The following is a 14,350-nucleotide window of genomic DNA, read 5'->3' on the forward strand; positions in this document are numbered from 1 at the left end:
GGATCTCCTCTAGATTACCGGGCATGACCGACAGCGAACAGCACAGCCCCGCGACCGACCCCGCGCTCCTCGACGCCCTGCGCGAACACGTGCAGGGGGCACTGCCGACGACGATCGCCGACCTGTCCGCGCTGGTGCGGCTGCCGTCGGTCTCGTGGTCGGCGTTCGACCCGGCGAACGTGCAGGCGAGCGCCGAGGCCGTCGCGGACCTCGCGCGGTCGACGGGCGTCTTCTCGGACGACGCGGTGCGCATCGTCCGCTCGGCCGTCGACGGCTCGACGGCGGACGCCGAGGCCTCCGGTGCGGAGCTCGGCCAGCCGGCGGTGCTCGCGGTGCGCCCGGCGCGGAACGGCAAGCCGACGGTGATGCTCTACGCCCACCACGACGTGCAGCCCCAGGGCGACGACGCGCTGTGGGAGACGCCGCCGTTCGAGCCGACCCTGCGCGGTGACCGCCTGTACGGCCGCGGCGCCTCGGACGACAAGGCCGGTGTGATGACGCACATCGCGTCGCTCCGCGCGGTGCACGCCCGGTTCGGGGACGACCTCGACCTCGGGATCGTGCTGTTCGTCGAGGGCGAGGAGGAGTTCGGCTCCCGCTCGTTCCGCACGTTCCTGCGCGAGCAGAAGGAGCACCTCGCCGCAGACGTCATCGTCGTGGCGGACAGCGACAACTGGTCGACCGAGGTGCCGTCGATCACGGTCTCGCTGCGCGGCAACGTCACCTTCAAGCTCACCCTGACCACGCTCGAGCACGCCAGCCACAGCGGCATGTTCGGGGGAGCGGCCCCGGACGCGATGATCCCGATGGTGCGGCTGCTCGCCTCGCTGCACGACGCCGACGGCTCGGTCGCCGTCGAGGGACTGACCTCGTACGAGGCCGACGTGCCGGAGCGCTCCGAGGACGAACTCGCCGCCGACGCCGCTCTCGTTGCCGGTGTGCGCCCGATCGGCACCGGCGCCGTGCTGTCCCGCATGTGGTTCCAGCCGTCGATCACGGTGACCGGCATGGACGTGCCCAGCGTCGCGAACGCCTCGAACACCCTGCTGCCCACGGTCTCGGCACGGGTCTCGGTCCGCGTCGCCCCCGGACAGGACGCTCGCCAGGCCTACACGGCCGTCGAGCGGCACCTGCGCGAGCACGTCCCGTTCGGTGCGCGCCTGGAGATCACCGAGCCGGACAGCGGCGACGGGTTCCTCGTCGACACCGCCGGCTGGGCCGTCCAGGAGGCCCGCACGGCGATGCGCGAGGGCTGGGGTGCAGAGGCGGTCGAGCAGGGCATCGGCGGGTCGATCCCGTTCGTGTCCGACCTCGCCGCGGAGTTCCCGGACGCGCAGATCCTGGTCACCGGCGTCGAGGACCCGGACACCCGCGCGCACAGCCCGAACGAGTCGCAGCACCTCGGTGTCCTGCACCGTGCCATCGCGTCCGAGACGATCCTGCTCGCCAGGCTCGCGACGCGCAGCTGAGGGTGCTTACAATCGACGCCAGGCGCGGTGACCAGCACCGCCCGGAGGGAGACGCGCGATGAGCGACACCATCACCGAAGCACCGGCGACCGAGACCCCGTCGCACGGCGTCCTCCTGAGCGACGCCGCCGCCGGCAAGGTGGCGAGCCTGCTCGAGCAGGAGGGCCGCGACGACCTGCGCCTGCGCCTCGCGGTCCAGCCCGGTGGCTGCTCCGGCCTGATCTACCAGCTGTACTTCGACGAGCGCCTGCTCGACGGTGACGTCACCGCCGAGTTCGACGGGGTCGAGGTCGTCGTCGACAAGATGAGCGTCCCGTACCTCGACGGTGCGACGATCGACTTCGAGGACACGATCCAGAAGCAGGGCTTCACGATCGACAACCCCAACGCGCAGGGCAGCTGCGCCTGTGGCGACAGCTTCCACTGATCACCAGCGATCCGACACGCGAGCGGGGAGCGACCGGGACGGTCGCTCCCCGCTCGCGTTCGTGTGACCGGACGTGGGCGGAGGGGCGCACCAGGGTGCGGAGCAACCAGGGTGGAACCGGCCCTCGGGCGTGCGGATCGGGGCCAGAGCCGTGTCGTGTGTGCGCGAGCGGTACCGAGCTGCGAGTAAGCTAGGAGTGTTCCAATCAAGCTGGGAGCCAGCCATGCGCCGCCTTCGTGCGGCTCGCCGTCGGACTCGACGGGCTGACCTCCGAAGCTCACGTCTTTTGCGAGAGGTAACAGTGCGTTCGAATCGCCGTATACGTTGGGCGGCCGTCCCGGTGGCCGTCGGTCTGGTCATCGCACTGGCTGGCTGCACGCAGCAGCAGATGAACGGATGGCTCCCCGGGACGGAGGAGACGAAGGACGTCACCAACCACACCAGTCGCATCGTCGGCCTGTGGACCACGAGCTGGGTCGTTCTCCTCGCCGTCGGACTCATCGTCTGGGGCCTCGTCATCTGGGCCGCGATCGTCTACCGCCGCCGGAAGGGCCAGACCGGCCTGCCCGTGCAGATGCGGTACAACATGCCGCTCGAGATCTTCTACACGATCGTGCCGCTGATCCTCGTGCTCGGCTTCTTCGCCTTCACCGCGAAGGACCAGGCCGCGATCGAGAAGCCCTTCGCCGACCCGGACGCCACCGTGCACGTGTACGGCAAGCGCTGGGCCTGGGACTTCAACTACATCAACAAGGACAACCCCGAAGAGAGCGTCTACTACCAGGGCATCCAAGCCCAGGAAGAAGAGAACGCCAACGGGGCGATCGACGAGTCGCAGCTGCCGACCCTCTACCTGCCGAAGGGCAAGAAGGTCGCGATCGAGCTCTCCTCGCGCGACGTCGACCACTCCTTCTGGGTCATCGACTTCCTGTACAAGAAGGACATGCTCCCGGGCAAGACCAACTGGGAGTACTTCATCCCGGAGAAGCTCGGCACCTACCAGGGCAAGTGCGCGGAGCTCTGCGGTGAGTACCACTCGCTGATGCTCTTCCAGGTGAAGGTCGTCACGCCGGCGCAGTACCAGGACTACCTCGACACCCTGAAGGACCAGGGCAAGGTCGGCCTGCTCGGCGACGAGTACAACACCAACACCAACGAACCGAACAACAAGGCGCCGGTCGAGGCGTCCAGCGAGAACAAGTAGGGGCTCGTCAGATGACAACGTCACTCGTCGGCCAACCGATCCAGACCTCGTCGCCGGACTTCCAGGCGTCGAAGGTGGGTCGGAAGGGCAACATCGTCGTCCGGTGGATCACCTCCACCGACCACAAGACCATCGGGTACATGTACCTGATCGCGTCGTTCGTCTTCTTCCTGCTCGCAGGTGTGATGGCGCTCGTGATCCGTGCCCAGCTCTTCGAACCCGGCCTGCACGTGGTCGCGACGAAGGAGCAGTACAACCAGCTGTTCACGATGCACGGCACGATCATGCTGCTGATGTTCGCGACGCCGCTGTTCTCCGGCTTCGCGAACGCGATCATGCCGCTCCAGATCGGCGCGCCCGACGTCGCCTTCCCGCGACTCAACGGCTTCGCCTTCTGGCTCTACCTGTTCGGCTCGCTCATCGCGGTCGGTGGCTTCCTCACCCCGCAGGGCGCCGCCTCGTTCGGCTGGTTCGCCTACGCGCCACTGAGTGACACGACGTTCACACCGGGGCTCGGCGGCACACTCTGGGTCTTCGGGCTCGGCATGACCGGCTTCTCGACGATCCTCGGCGCGGTGAACTTCATCACCACGATCATCACGATGCGTGCCCCGGGTCTGACCATGTTCCGCATGTCGATCTTCACCTGGAACACCCTCGTGACGGCGCTCCTCGTCCTGATGGCCTTCCCGGTCCTCGCGACGGCGCTCTTCGGCCTCGGTCTCGACCGCGTCTTCGACGCGCAGATCTTCAACCCGGCCAACGGCGGGGCCCTGCTCTGGCAGCACCTGTTCTGGTTCTTCGGGCACCCCGAGGTCTACATCATCGCGCTGCCGTTCTTCGGCATCGTCTCCGAGGTCTTCCCGGTGTTCAGCCGCAAGCCGATCTTCGGGTACAAGACCCTGGTCTACGCGACCATCTCCATCGCGGCCCTCTCGGTCACGGTGTGGGCGCACCACATGTACGTCACGGGTGGCGTCCTGCTCCCGTGGTTCTCGCTCATGACGATGCTGATCGCGGTTCCGACCGGCGTGAAGATCTTCAACTGGGTCGGCACCATGTGGCGCGGGTCGGTGACCTTCGAGACCCCGCTCCTCTGGGCGCTCGGCTTCCTGATCACCTTCACGTTCGGTGGTCTCACCGGCGTGATCCTGGCGTCGCCGCCGCTCGACTTCCACGTGTCGGACTCGTACTTCGTCGTGGCGCACTTCCACTACGTCGTCTTCGGCACGGTCGTGTTCGCGATGTTCTCCGGCTTCTACTTCTGGTGGCCGAAGTGGACCGGCAAGATGCTCAACGAGCGCCTCGGCAAGATCCACTTCTGGCTCCTGTTCATCGGGTTCCACACCACGTTCCTCATCCAGCACTGGCTGGGCGTCATCGGGATGCCGCGTCGCTACGCGACCTACCTGCCGAACGACGGCTTCACCTGGATGAACCAGCTGTCGACGATCGGCTCGATGATCCTCGCGATCTCGTTCCTGCCGTTCATCTTCAACGTCTACGTGACCGCCCGGAACGCACCCAAGGTCGCCGTGAACGACCCGTGGGGCTACGGCCGTTCGCTCGAGTGGGCGACCTCCTGCCCGCCGCCGCGCCACAACTTCACGTCGATCCCGCGCATCCGTTCGGAGTCCCCGGCCTTCGACCTGAACCACCCCGAGGCCGGTGTGCCGATCGGTGTCGGTCCCGCGAAGGACGCCCCCGATGCCCCGACCTACGACGCCGCGAAGGGCGAGGTGAAGTAAGGCCATGCGCGCGAACACCAACCTGTTCTGGATCCTCTTCGGGTTCTTCATCCTGGCGGACGCCGCCTACACCACGTGGGCGATGATCTACTACGGCGAGCCCGAGTGGGTGGGCACCGTGGCGATCGGCCTGACGGGCCTGATGTCGGCGTTCATCGCCTTCTACCTCGGCAAGGTCATGTCGTCCCAGGGCGGGGTCCTGCCCGAGGACCGTCCCGACGCCAACATCGAGGACGGCGACGCCGAGCTCGGGCACTTCAGCCCGTGGTCCTGGTGGCCGATCCTGTTGGCCGCCGCCGTCGGCGTCTGCTTCTTGGGCGTCGCAGCCGGCCTGTGGATCGTCCCGATCGGGCTCGTCCTCGTGGCGATCACCCTGGTCGGCTGGGTCTACGAGTACTACCGCGGCAACTTCGGGCACTGACCCGGCGCTGCAGCACACCTGACACTTCGGGCGGCACCAGAACGGTGCCGCCCGAAGTGCGTCCGGGGGATCGATCCCCGGTTCGGATCCGGAACAAACGGGCCCGCCCGCGACTTGACTGGAGCGGACCTCCCACCACAGCGAAAGGAGTCACCTCAGGTGACCGACAAGCGCACCCTCATCATCTTCGGCGCGACGGGCGACCTCGCCTCCCGCCTGCTCCTGCCGGGCCTCGGCACGTTCCTGCAGAGCGGCCGCGCCGTCCCCGTGCAGTTGATCGGCACGGGCCGCAGTGAGCGCAGCCCCGAGAAGTGGAAGGACATCGTCACGCAGTCCTTCGCGTCGCAGGACGTCAAGGGGCCGGAGGTCGACGCTACCATCGAGTCGACCCAGTTCATCCAGGGCGACCCCACCGACCCGAAGCACCTCGAGGCCCTCCTGGCCGCGGCCGACTCCGAGCCGATCCTGTACTTCGCCCTCCCGCCGCAGATCGCCTCCGACATCTGCGAGGCGCTCGAGCACGTCGAGCTGCCCGAGGGCACGACCCTGGCGTTCGAGAAGCCCTTCGGCACCGACGTCGCCAGCGCGCGGGCCCTCAACGAGACGGTGCTCAAGCTCGTCCCCGAGGAGCGCGTCCACCGCACGGACCACTTCCTCGGCCGCACCACGGTGTTGAACATCATCGGTCTGCGCTTCGCGAACCGCCTGTTCGAGCCGATCTGGAACGCCGAGAACATCGAGAAGGTCGACATCTTCTACGACGAGACCCTCGGTCTCGAGAACCGCGCGCAGTACTACGACGAGGCCGGCGCGATGGTCGACATGATCCAGTCGCACCTGCTGCAGATCCTCGGCATCGTGACGATGGACGCTCCTGCCGACATCGACTCCGTCGAGTTCCGCTCGTCCCTCGCCCGTGTGCTCCGTTCGACCGAGCTCAAGGGCGGCGACCCGAAGGTCGCGTCCCGTCGTGCCGTCTACACGGCCGGCACCATCGACGGCAAGGAACTGCCCTCGTACCAGGACGAGGACGGCGTCGACAAGTCGCGCGCGACCGAGACGCTCGCCGAGATCTCGGTCGAGGTGGACACCGCCCGCTGGAAGGGCGTCCCCTTCACCCTCCGCTCCGGCAAGGCCCTCGGTGCCAGCCGCAAGGAGGTCCTGATCACCTTCAAGCCGGTGACGCGCCTGCCGTCCGGCCTGTCCGGTCGCCCGAAGACGGACACGCTCCGCATCGTCCTGAACCCGGACGAGATCGAGCTGACGGTCTCGGCGAACGGCGGCGGCAACCCCTTCGAGATGGGGCAGATCGCCCTGTCCTCGTCGTTCGCGGACGGCGAGCTGACCCCGTACGGCGAGGTGCTCAACGGCATCTTCCACGACGACCCGCTGCTGTCCATCCGCGGTGACGTCGCCGAGCGTTGCTGGGAGATCGTGGAACCGGTCGTCGCCGCCTGGAAGGCCGACGAGGTCCCGCTCGAGGAGTACCGCGCCGGTTCGCGCGGCCCGGCGGACTGGGAGTCGTCGTCCTGACGGACGCGCTGCCGACGTCCTGAGCGGACGCCCTGACGGACGGGAGGCCCGGTGCCAGCTGGCACCGGGCCTCCCGTCCGTCGTGGGGTCGCGTGCAGAGCACCGCACGGCGCGTCAGGCGGGGGAGCCGGCGCGCTCACCCTCGCCCGTCCACGACCGCGTGCCGCCGTCGTGGACGGGCAACCGCGTGCGGTGACCGACGGTCGCACCACGGGCGCGCTCGATGGCGTCCGCTGCCGACACGAGGGTCAGGTGCGACAGCACCTGCGGGGTGTTGCCGATGTGGTGTCCGGTGGCGACTTCGATCTCCTCGGAGAGCATGCCGACGTCGTTCGCGTACCCGACGAGGACGTCCATCAGGTGCTCGGCGTCCTCGACCCGGCCGGAGGCGGCGTACTGCTCGACCAACCAGAACGAGCAGGCCAGGAACGGGTGTTCGGCACCGGACAGCCCGTCGAAGCCGGCGGTCGTGCGGTAGCGGAGCACGAGGCCGTCGGCGCCGACGCGCAGGTCCTCCTCGATCGCGCGCACGGTGCCCGTCATCCGGGGGTCGTCGGCGCGACAGAACCCGACCTGCGGCAGGACGAGCAGACTCGCGTCGACCTCGTCGGTGTCGTAGTGCTGGCGGAACGAACCGCGCTCGGCGTTCCAGCCGTGCTCCTCGATCTCGGCGCGGACGGTGTCGCGGAGGGTGCGCCAGCGGTCGACCGGTCCCTCGAGGCCGAACTCCTCGACCGCGGCGACCCCGCGGTCGAACGCGGCCCAGATCATCACCCGCGAGTGCGTGAAGCTGCGCCGCGGGCCGCGCATCTCCCAGATGCCGTTGTCCGGCTCCTGCCAGTGCTCCTCGACGTAGCCGAGCAGCGCCCGCTGCAGCGCCCAGGAGTCGGCGTTCTCCTCGACCCCGAGCTCGCGTGCGTCGTGCAGCGCCGCGAGCACCTCGCCGAAGACGTCGCCCTGGTACTGCGTCGAGGCGCCGTTGCCGACCCGCACGGGCGTCGACCCGAGGTACCCGGGCAGCTCGGGTAGTTCGCGTTCGGGGAGCTCGCGTTCGCCGGCGATGCCGTACATGATCTGCACGTCGGCGGGGTCGCCGGCGATCGCGCGCAGCAGCCAGCCCCGCCAGTGCGTGGCCTCGTCGCGGTAGCCGTGGGCGATGAGCGAGGCGAGCGCGAGGGAGGCGTCGCGCAGCCACACGTACCGGTAGTCCCAGTTGCGTTCGCCGCCCGGGTCCTCCGGCAGGCCCGTGGTCGCGGCGGCGACGACGCCACCGGTGTCGCCGTGGGTCATCGCGCGGAGGAACACCAGCGACCGTCGAGCGGCGTCGGCGTAGCGACCGGGGGTCCGTGCGGGAGCGGTCCACGACGTCCACCACGAGATGGTGTGCGCGAGGGCCGCGTCGACGTCGAGCGGCTCGGGTGGTTCGCGGTGCGACGGGTACCAGGTGAGCACCGTGTCGAGCACGTCGCCGTCGTGGATCGTCGTGACGGCGGTGTGCCGGTGGTCGTCGGCTCGGAACCGCGGCCCACGGACGATCACCGAGCCGGGACCGGCCGTCGCGAGCAGCGCCGGTTCGACCTCGTCCCCGATCTGCCGGATCCACGGCAGGGCCCGCGAGTAGTCGAACCGGATCCGGAGCGTCTGCCGGAGCTCGACGCTGCCGCGGAGCCCACGCACCCGCCGGACGATCGAGGGCCGGTGCGCGCCGACGGGCATGAACTCGGTGACCTCGACCACGCCGTCGCGGGTGGTCCAGACGGTCGAGAGCACGAGGGTGTCGCCGTGGTAGTGCCACTGTGCGGTGGCGTCGTCGTCGACGGGCCGCAGGGTCCAGTGCCCGTGGTCTTCGGTGCCGAGCAGCGACGCGAAGGTGGACGGGCTGTCGAAGCGCGGCAGGCACGCCCAGTCGATGGTCCCGTCACGGCCGACCAGGGCAGCGGTGCCGGTGTCGCCGATCAGGGCGTGGTCCTCGATGCGGTTCGGCGGTGTGTGCGGTGCAGCTGTGGGCGGTGCGGCCGGCTCGGTGCTCATGGACCGATCGAACACCCGATGCCCGTGCGCCGCGGGCAGCGTCGGGGGCTCTGATCCGAGATCGTGATGAAGGGTCGCTCAGGCCGGGTCGGAGGCGTCGGACTCGATGATGCCGACCCGCGCGAGCTCGCTCCACAGGCCGGCGCCGTCCGGTGCGTACACCCAGGGCGCCGACGAGTCACGGGAGCGTTCCTGTGCACGTGATCGACCGCCGGCCAGGACCGCCTCGCTCGTGGACAGCTGCCGGATGGCGACGCCCGCGACGTTGTCCGGGTGCTCGCGCGAGAAGTCGCCGTAGAGGCTCTCGTCGTGCTGTCCGTCGTCGCCGACCAGGAGCCATCGGATGTCCGGGAAGTCCTTCGCGAGCCGCCGGAGGTTCTCCTGCTTGTGCAGCTGGCCGCTGCGGAAGAACCGGTCGTGGGTGGGGCCCCAGTCGGTGAGCAGGAGCGTGCCGGACGGGTACATGTTGCGCGACAGGAAGCGCTGCAGCGTCGGGGCGACGTTCCACGCCCCGGTCGACAGGTAGACCGTCGGGGAACCGGGGTGCTGCGCGAGGATCCGCTCGTACAGCACGGACATGCCCGGCACCGGGCGGCGGGCGTGCTCGGTCAGGACGAACGAGTTCCAGGCGGCGAGCATGGGGCGGGGGAGCGAGGTCACCATGACGGTGTCGTCGATGTCGGACAACAGCCCGAAGCGGGTGTCCGGGTGGACGACGAACACGTCGGCCTCGACGTCGCGTCCACCGCCTGCCGACAGCCGCACCGTGCGCCAGCCGGGCTCGAGGTCGATCGGGACGATGGTGTCGACGACGCCGCCACGGTCGGTCTCCACCACGTGGGAGACCCCGCCGGCGGTGACGGTGACCTCGGCGTGGTCGACGGCGACGCTCGTGAAGCTCTTCCAGCCGCGGACGCCCGCGTAGGAGACGTCGGAGGCGAGACCCCGGCGCGTCAGCAGCACACGGCACAGGATACGCACCCAACCGGGCGCGCCGTAACCGGTGTACGGGACCACCGTGGGGACGAGTCCGCGACGGCGTGCACGGTGCTCGCGGAACTCCTGGACGGCGTCCTCGATGCGGGCCGCGCGGTGCAGGAGCGGCTCGGCCAACGACGGCTCGTGGGGCGTCGGGTCGGGCATGGCGTCATCATCCCATGTGCGCCTGACGAAACCCGCGCGCTCCGCGGAACTGGTGAGTCGCAGCCACGTTCCAGGCGCGTTCTGCGAAAGTTGTCCCCGTCACACCAACCAACCGCGCTGGAGCGCAAGAGGAGAACACGTGCTCGTCACCGAGGTAACGAACGCTCTGCCGGGGGGATCATCACTGCTCAGGAACGAGCCGGTCCAAGCCCGCAGTTCGGCGCGCCTCGCCGGCCTCCTCGACGCCGCAGCCGCGGTGATCGACGAGATCGGGTTCGAACGGCTCACGACCGCCATGGTCGCCGAGCGCGCGGGGGCGTCGATCGGCACCGTCTACCGGTACTTCCCGGACCGCATCGCCGTGGTCGAGGCACTCGCGATCCGCTGCACCCAGCGGCTCGCCTCGCGCTTCGTCGAGGCGCTCGACGCCAGCGGCGCCGAGATCTGGCAGGACGCCAACGACGCGCTCATCGACCTGACCGCCGAGATGTACCGCACCGAGCCCGGCTTCCGAGCCATCCGCTTCGGCGACCCGGCGGACACCGGCACGGGCGACGCCGAGGACCGCATGGGGGCGCTGGGTGCGACCGTCGGCCAGATCATGCGGGACCGCTTCGGTCTCCCGGACGACGAGCGCATCACCCGCGCCTGGGTCGTCCTCGCCGAGTCCGGTCACGCGGTGCTGGCGCGAGCGCACCGCGACCGCGAGCACCCCGACACGGAGCTGATCGAGGAGTACCGCCGGATGAACCGTGCGCACCTGGAATCGGTGATCGCCGCGTCCTGACGTTCCCGTCGGCCCGCGCGACACGCCGAGGACCGAACCGACCCGCCCGCGCCTCCGAACACCGAGGCGCGGGTGTCGTCGTCCCCGCTGGATCGCGCCGTGTCGGTGGTGACCCCGGCGCGACCGGTGGTCCGAAACCCGTCACGCGGCGACGCGACCGAACCGATGTCGGAACCCCCGGGTACTCTCATCCGGAGTCGGGCTACCTCCGAACAGAAGGGCACCCCATGATCGAGTTCCGCTCGGTGCGCAAGACCTACCCGGACGGCACGACTGCGGTCGAGCACTTCGATCTGGTCATCCCGTCCCGGACCACCACCGTCTTCGTCGGATCCAGCGGCTGTGGCAAGACCACGCTGCTCCGCATGATCAACCGCATGGTCGACCCCACCTCCGGGACCGTCGAGATCGACGGTTCCGACGTCGCCGGGATCAACCCCGTCGAGCTCCGTCGCCACATCGGGTACGTCATGCAGAACTCCGGACTCCTGCCGCACCGGAAGGTCGTCGACAACATCGCGACCGTCCCGCTGCTGACCGGCGTCTCCAAGGCCGATGCGCGCGAGCGCGCCCTCGCGCTCATGGACACCGTCGGCCTCGACCGCGCCTTCGCCGACCGCTACCCCTCGCAGCTCTCCGGCGGCCAGCAGCAGCGCGTCGGTGTGGCCCGCGGGTTGGCCGTCGACCCGAACATCCTGCTCATGGACGAGCCGTTCGGTGCGGTCGACCCGTTGGTGCGCAACGACCTGCAGGACGAGCTCATCCGCCTGCAGCGTGAACTCGGCAAGACCGTCGTCTTCGTGACGCACGACATCGACGAAGCGTTCAAGCTCGGCGACCAGGTCGTCATCCTCAAGAAGGGCGGCGAGATCGCCCAGCAGGGGACGCCGGCCGAGATCCTCGCCGCACCGGCCGACGACTTCGTCGCCACGTTCATCGGCGCCGGTCGCGGGCGCCGCGCGCTCCGTGTCGAGCAGACCCCGACCGGTCCGATCGTCGTCGACGGTGACGGCCGCGCCGCCGGTGTGCTGACGGGCCCGGTCGGGGTCGTCGACGCCGCCGCGGCCGTGCCGCAGTCCGACGCCCGCGCAGCAGAGGCCGGAGCGTCCCACGACGCACCGGGTGCTCCGGCGCAGGGTGGGGGCACCCGGTGAAGTGGGTGCTGGCGAACCTCGACACGATCTGGGACAACACGCTGTCCCACCTCGCGATCGCGATCCCGCCGATCATCGTCGCGTTCCTGCTGTCGATCCCGATCGGGTGGCTGGTGGTCCGGCTCCAACGCCCCGGTGGGTCGCGCTTCGCGTCGGGTGTGGGTAGCAGCATCGTCACCCTCGCCGGCCTGCTGTACGCCATCCCGTCGCTCGCCCTGTTCGTCGCGCTCCCGAGCATCATCGGCACCGGTCTGCAGAGCCCGGTCAACGTCGTCATCGGCCTGACCCTGTACGGCCTCGCGCTGATGGTCCGGTCAACGGTCGACGGCCTGACCTCGGTCGACGCCGAGACCAAGTCCGCCTCGACCGCCATGGGCTACTCGCCGGCGCAGCGGTTCTTCCGGGTCGAGCTCCCGCTCGCCGGCCCGGTCCTGCTCGCCGGGCTCCGGGTGGTCTCGGTGTCCACGATCTCGCTCACCACCGTCGGCGCGGTCCTCGGCATCCCGAGTCTGGGGTTGTTGTTCACCGACGGCCTGGGGCGTGGGATCTACGAGGAGATCCTCTCCGGCATCGTCATGGTGCTCGTGCTCGCCTTCGCGTTGGACGGCCTCCTCGTGCTGCTCGGGCGGCTGGTGATGCCGTGGACCCGGACGAACTCGGTGTCGCGTCGCCAGGCCCGCCGGGTCCTGCAAGCAGCGGAGGTCTCCTCGTGATCATCGGTCAGGCCTTCGCGTGGGTGTTCGACCCCGCGAACTACGGCAGCTTCAACGCCATCCCCGCGCGACTCTGGGAACACGTCTGGATCACCCTGCTCGCGGTGCTCATCGCCTCGGTGATCGCCGTGCCCGTCGGGTACGCCATCGGGCACACGCGTCGAGCCCGTGGGTTCGCGATCGCGGTGTCGGGCGGTGTCCGAGCGCTCCCGACGCTCGGTGTGCTCTCGCTCTTCGCCCTGCTGCTGGGGATCGGTCTGCAGGCACCCCTGCTCGCGCTCGTCGTGCTGGCGATCCCGTCGGTCCTGGCCGGCGCGTACTCCGGTGTCGAGTCCGTCGACCCCGGCGTCGTCGACGCCGCGAAGGCCCAGGGCATGACCGGCTGGCAGATCCTGTGGAAGGTCGAGATCCCGCTCGGGCTGCCGCTGCTGATCGGCGGGATCCGCGCCGCCGTGCTGCAGGTCGTCGCCACGGCGACACTCGCCGCCTACGTCGGCGCCGGTGGCCTCGGCGGCTACTTCTTCCTCGGGCTGAAGACCCAGGACTACGCCGAGATGCTCGGCGCCTCCATCCTCGTGATCGCGCTCGCGATCGCGTTCGAGATCGTGTTCGCCGTGCTGCAGCGGGCGGCGGTGCCGAAGGGCACCGCGGACCCGTCGGCTCGACAGCGCCAGGGGTCGCGCGAGCGAGCCCGCAATCCCCTCCCGGAAGGAAATCCCTCGTGATCACAGCACCCAAGATCCGCGCCGGCGTCGCCGCCGCGATGGCGTTGGGCGTCGTAGCCGCCCTGGCCGGCTGCGCGTCGAGCGACCCGCTCGACAGCGGGTCCAGCGGCTCGTCCGACTCGAAGACCATCGTCGTCGGCTCGCAGCAGTACTACTCCAACGAGATCATCGCAGAGCTCTACGCCCAGGTCCTCGAGAAGGACGGCTTCGACGTGAAGCGCAACTTCAACATCGGGCAGCGCGAGGTCTACATCCCGCAGCTCGAGAAGGGCGCGATCGACGTGATGCCGGAGTACAGCGGCAACCTGCTGCAGTACTTCGACAAGAACTCGGACGCGAAGACCGCCGAGCAGATCGACGACGGGCTCGACAAGGCCCTGCCGAAGGGCCTCCGCGTCCTCGACGAGGCCGACGCGACCGACCAGGACAGCTACACCGTCACGAAGAAGTTCTCCGAGGACAACGACGTCACGAGCCTGGCCGAACTGAAGAACGTCGACGAGAAGCTCACCATGGGCGCGAACTCCGAGAACCAGACGCGCCCCTACGGCCCGAAGGGACTCAAGTCGGTCTACGGCGTCGACGTCGACTTCAAGGCGATCGAGGACTCCGGTGGGGCGCTCACCGTCAAGGCGCTCAAGGACGGCACCGTCCAGATGGCCGACATCTACACGGCCGACCCGAGCATCAAGGCGAACGACTTCGTCACGCTGGAGGACCCGGAGAACCTGATCCTCCCGCAGAACGTCATCCCGGTCGTCTCCGACAAGGTCGACGAGAAGGCGGCCGACGCGATCGACTCGGTCAACGAGAAGCTCACGACGGATGCCCTGATCGAGCTCAACACCAAGAGCACGGCCGACAAGGAGAAGGCGTCCACCATCGCCGAGGACTGGCTCGAGGCCGAGGGTCTGCTGTAACCACTGCACCGCCACTGCACCTCGCAGTCGAACGACAGGCGTCGGGTATCCACCCGGCGCCTGTCGTCGTTCACG

The 14,350-nt window shown here is 69.2% G+C and carries 13 protein-coding genes; 11 read left to right on the forward strand and 2 right to left on the reverse strand.

Translation table 11 applies throughout. From position 1 onward, the window contains the following. Positions 1 to 23: 23 nt before the first annotated feature. The 6 genes from Q9R26_RS14210 to Q9R26_RS14235 all read left to right on the forward strand — a co-directional run bounded on the left by Q9R26_RS14210 (position 24) and on the right by Q9R26_RS14235 (position 6,802). Entirely contained in the window at positions 24 to 1,469 is a 1,446-nt protein-coding gene (locus Q9R26_RS14210) for a dipeptidase (RefSeq protein WP_311227632.1), read from the forward strand. Between the two features lie 58 nt (positions 1,470 to 1,527). Next, positions 1,528 to 1,896 carry an iron-sulfur cluster assembly accessory protein gene (locus Q9R26_RS14215; protein WP_209130802.1) on the forward strand — a complete coding sequence of 123 codons (369 nt, stop codon included), beginning with the start codon at positions 1,528 to 1,530 and terminating at the stop codon, positions 1,894 to 1,896. Positions 1,897 to 2,197: 301 nt separating this feature from the next. Continuing rightward, entirely contained in the window at positions 2,198 to 3,100 is a 903-nt protein-coding gene (gene coxB / locus Q9R26_RS14220) for a cytochrome c oxidase subunit II (protein WP_111233526.1), read from the forward strand. Between the two features lie 11 nt (positions 3,101 to 3,111). Continuing rightward, a complete protein-coding gene (ctaD, locus tag Q9R26_RS14225; RefSeq protein ID WP_311227633.1) occupies positions 3,112 to 4,848 on the forward strand; it encodes a cytochrome c oxidase subunit I in 1,737 nt (578 codons plus the stop codon). Between the two features lie 4 nt (positions 4,849 to 4,852). After that, positions 4,853 to 5,269 (forward strand): cytochrome c oxidase subunit 4, encoded by a 417-nt coding sequence (locus Q9R26_RS14230; protein ID WP_182066670.1) that lies wholly within the window; start codon positions 4,853 to 4,855, stop codon positions 5,267 to 5,269. A gap of 159 nt (positions 5,270 to 5,428) precedes the next feature. Next, positions 5,429 to 6,802: a glucose-6-phosphate dehydrogenase gene (locus tag Q9R26_RS14235; protein ID WP_311227634.1), complete on the forward strand. Its 1,374-nt coding sequence runs from the start codon at positions 5,429 to 5,431 to the stop codon at positions 6,800 to 6,802. A gap of 114 nt (positions 6,803 to 6,916) precedes the next feature. Here Q9R26_RS14235 and Q9R26_RS14240 read toward each other — a convergent pair whose 3' ends face one another. Next, the gene (locus Q9R26_RS14240) at positions 6,917 to 8,833 is read right to left on the reverse strand and encodes a glycoside hydrolase family 15 protein (RefSeq protein ID WP_311227635.1); all 1,917 of its coding nucleotides are present in this window, start codon (positions 8,831 to 8,833) and stop codon (positions 6,917 to 6,919) included. A 78-nt stretch (positions 8,834 to 8,911) separates the two neighbouring features. Further along, positions 8,912 to 9,976 carry an App1 family protein gene (locus tag Q9R26_RS14245; protein ID WP_182066667.1) on the reverse strand — a complete coding sequence of 355 codons (1,065 nt, stop codon included), beginning with the start codon at positions 9,974 to 9,976 and terminating at the stop codon, positions 8,912 to 8,914. Between the two features lie 139 nt (positions 9,977 to 10,115). On the opposite strand from Q9R26_RS14245, the gene Q9R26_RS14250 reads away from it, so the two are divergent. The 5 genes from Q9R26_RS14250 (at position 10,116) to Q9R26_RS14270 (ending at position 14,275) form a co-directional block, all read left to right on the forward strand. Continuing rightward, the gene (locus Q9R26_RS14250; protein WP_182066666.1) at positions 10,116 to 10,763 is read left to right on the forward strand and encodes a TetR/AcrR family transcriptional regulator; all 648 of its coding nucleotides are present in this window, start codon (positions 10,116 to 10,118) and stop codon (positions 10,761 to 10,763) included. 227 nt (positions 10,764 to 10,990) lie between these two features. After that, the gene (locus tag Q9R26_RS14255; protein ID WP_182066665.1) at positions 10,991 to 11,917 is read left to right on the forward strand and encodes an ABC transporter ATP-binding protein; all 927 of its coding nucleotides are present in this window, start codon (positions 10,991 to 10,993) and stop codon (positions 11,915 to 11,917) included. Continuing rightward, positions 11,914 to 12,630 carry an ABC transporter permease gene (locus tag Q9R26_RS14260; RefSeq protein WP_182066664.1) on the forward strand — a complete coding sequence of 239 codons (717 nt, stop codon included), beginning with the start codon at positions 11,914 to 11,916 and terminating at the stop codon, positions 12,628 to 12,630. The genes Q9R26_RS14255 and Q9R26_RS14260 overlap by 4 nt, the downstream gene beginning before the upstream one ends. After that, a complete protein-coding gene (locus Q9R26_RS14265; RefSeq protein WP_182066663.1) occupies positions 12,627 to 13,355 on the forward strand; it encodes an ABC transporter permease in 729 nt (242 codons plus the stop codon). Before Q9R26_RS14260 ends, Q9R26_RS14265 begins: the two co-directional genes overlap by 4 nt. Further along, positions 13,352 to 14,275 (forward strand): ABC transporter substrate-binding protein, encoded by a 924-nt coding sequence (locus Q9R26_RS14270; RefSeq protein ID WP_311227636.1) that lies wholly within the window; start codon positions 13,352 to 13,354, stop codon positions 14,273 to 14,275. The genes Q9R26_RS14265 and Q9R26_RS14270 overlap by 4 nt, the downstream gene beginning before the upstream one ends. Positions 14,276 to 14,350: the final 75 nt, after the last annotated feature.

Source organism: Curtobacterium sp. BRB10 (assembly GCF_031844325.1).
Classification (GTDB): Bacteria; Actinomycetota; Actinomycetes; order Actinomycetales; family Microbacteriaceae; genus Curtobacterium; species Curtobacterium poinsettiae_A.

What these genes read in the sequence shown, in the direction of transcription:
- Q9R26_RS14210 (WP_311227632.1), top strand. Translation starts at nt 24, where the DNA reads ATGACCGACAGCGAACAGCACAGCCCCGCGACCGACCCCGCGCTCCTC.
- Q9R26_RS14215 (WP_209130802.1), top strand. Translation starts at nt 1,528, where the DNA reads ATGAGCGACACCATCACCGAAGCACCGGCGACCGAGACCCCGTCGCAC.
- ctaD (WP_311227633.1), top strand. Translation starts at nt 3,112, where the DNA reads ATGACAACGTCACTCGTCGGCCAACCGATCCAGACCTCGTCGCCGGAC.
- Q9R26_RS14230 (WP_182066670.1), top strand. Translation starts at nt 4,853, where the DNA reads ATGCGCGCGAACACCAACCTGTTCTGGATCCTCTTCGGGTTCTTCATC.
- Q9R26_RS14240 (WP_311227635.1), bottom strand. Translation starts at nt 8,833, where the DNA reads ATGAGCACCGAGCCGGCCGCACCGCCCACAGCTGCACCGCACACACCG.
- Q9R26_RS14245 (WP_182066667.1), bottom strand. Translation starts at nt 9,976, where the DNA reads ATGCCCGACCCGACGCCCCACGAGCCGTCGTTGGCCGAGCCGCTCCTG.
- Q9R26_RS14255 (WP_182066665.1), top strand. Translation starts at nt 10,991, where the DNA reads ATGATCGAGTTCCGCTCGGTGCGCAAGACCTACCCGGACGGCACGACT.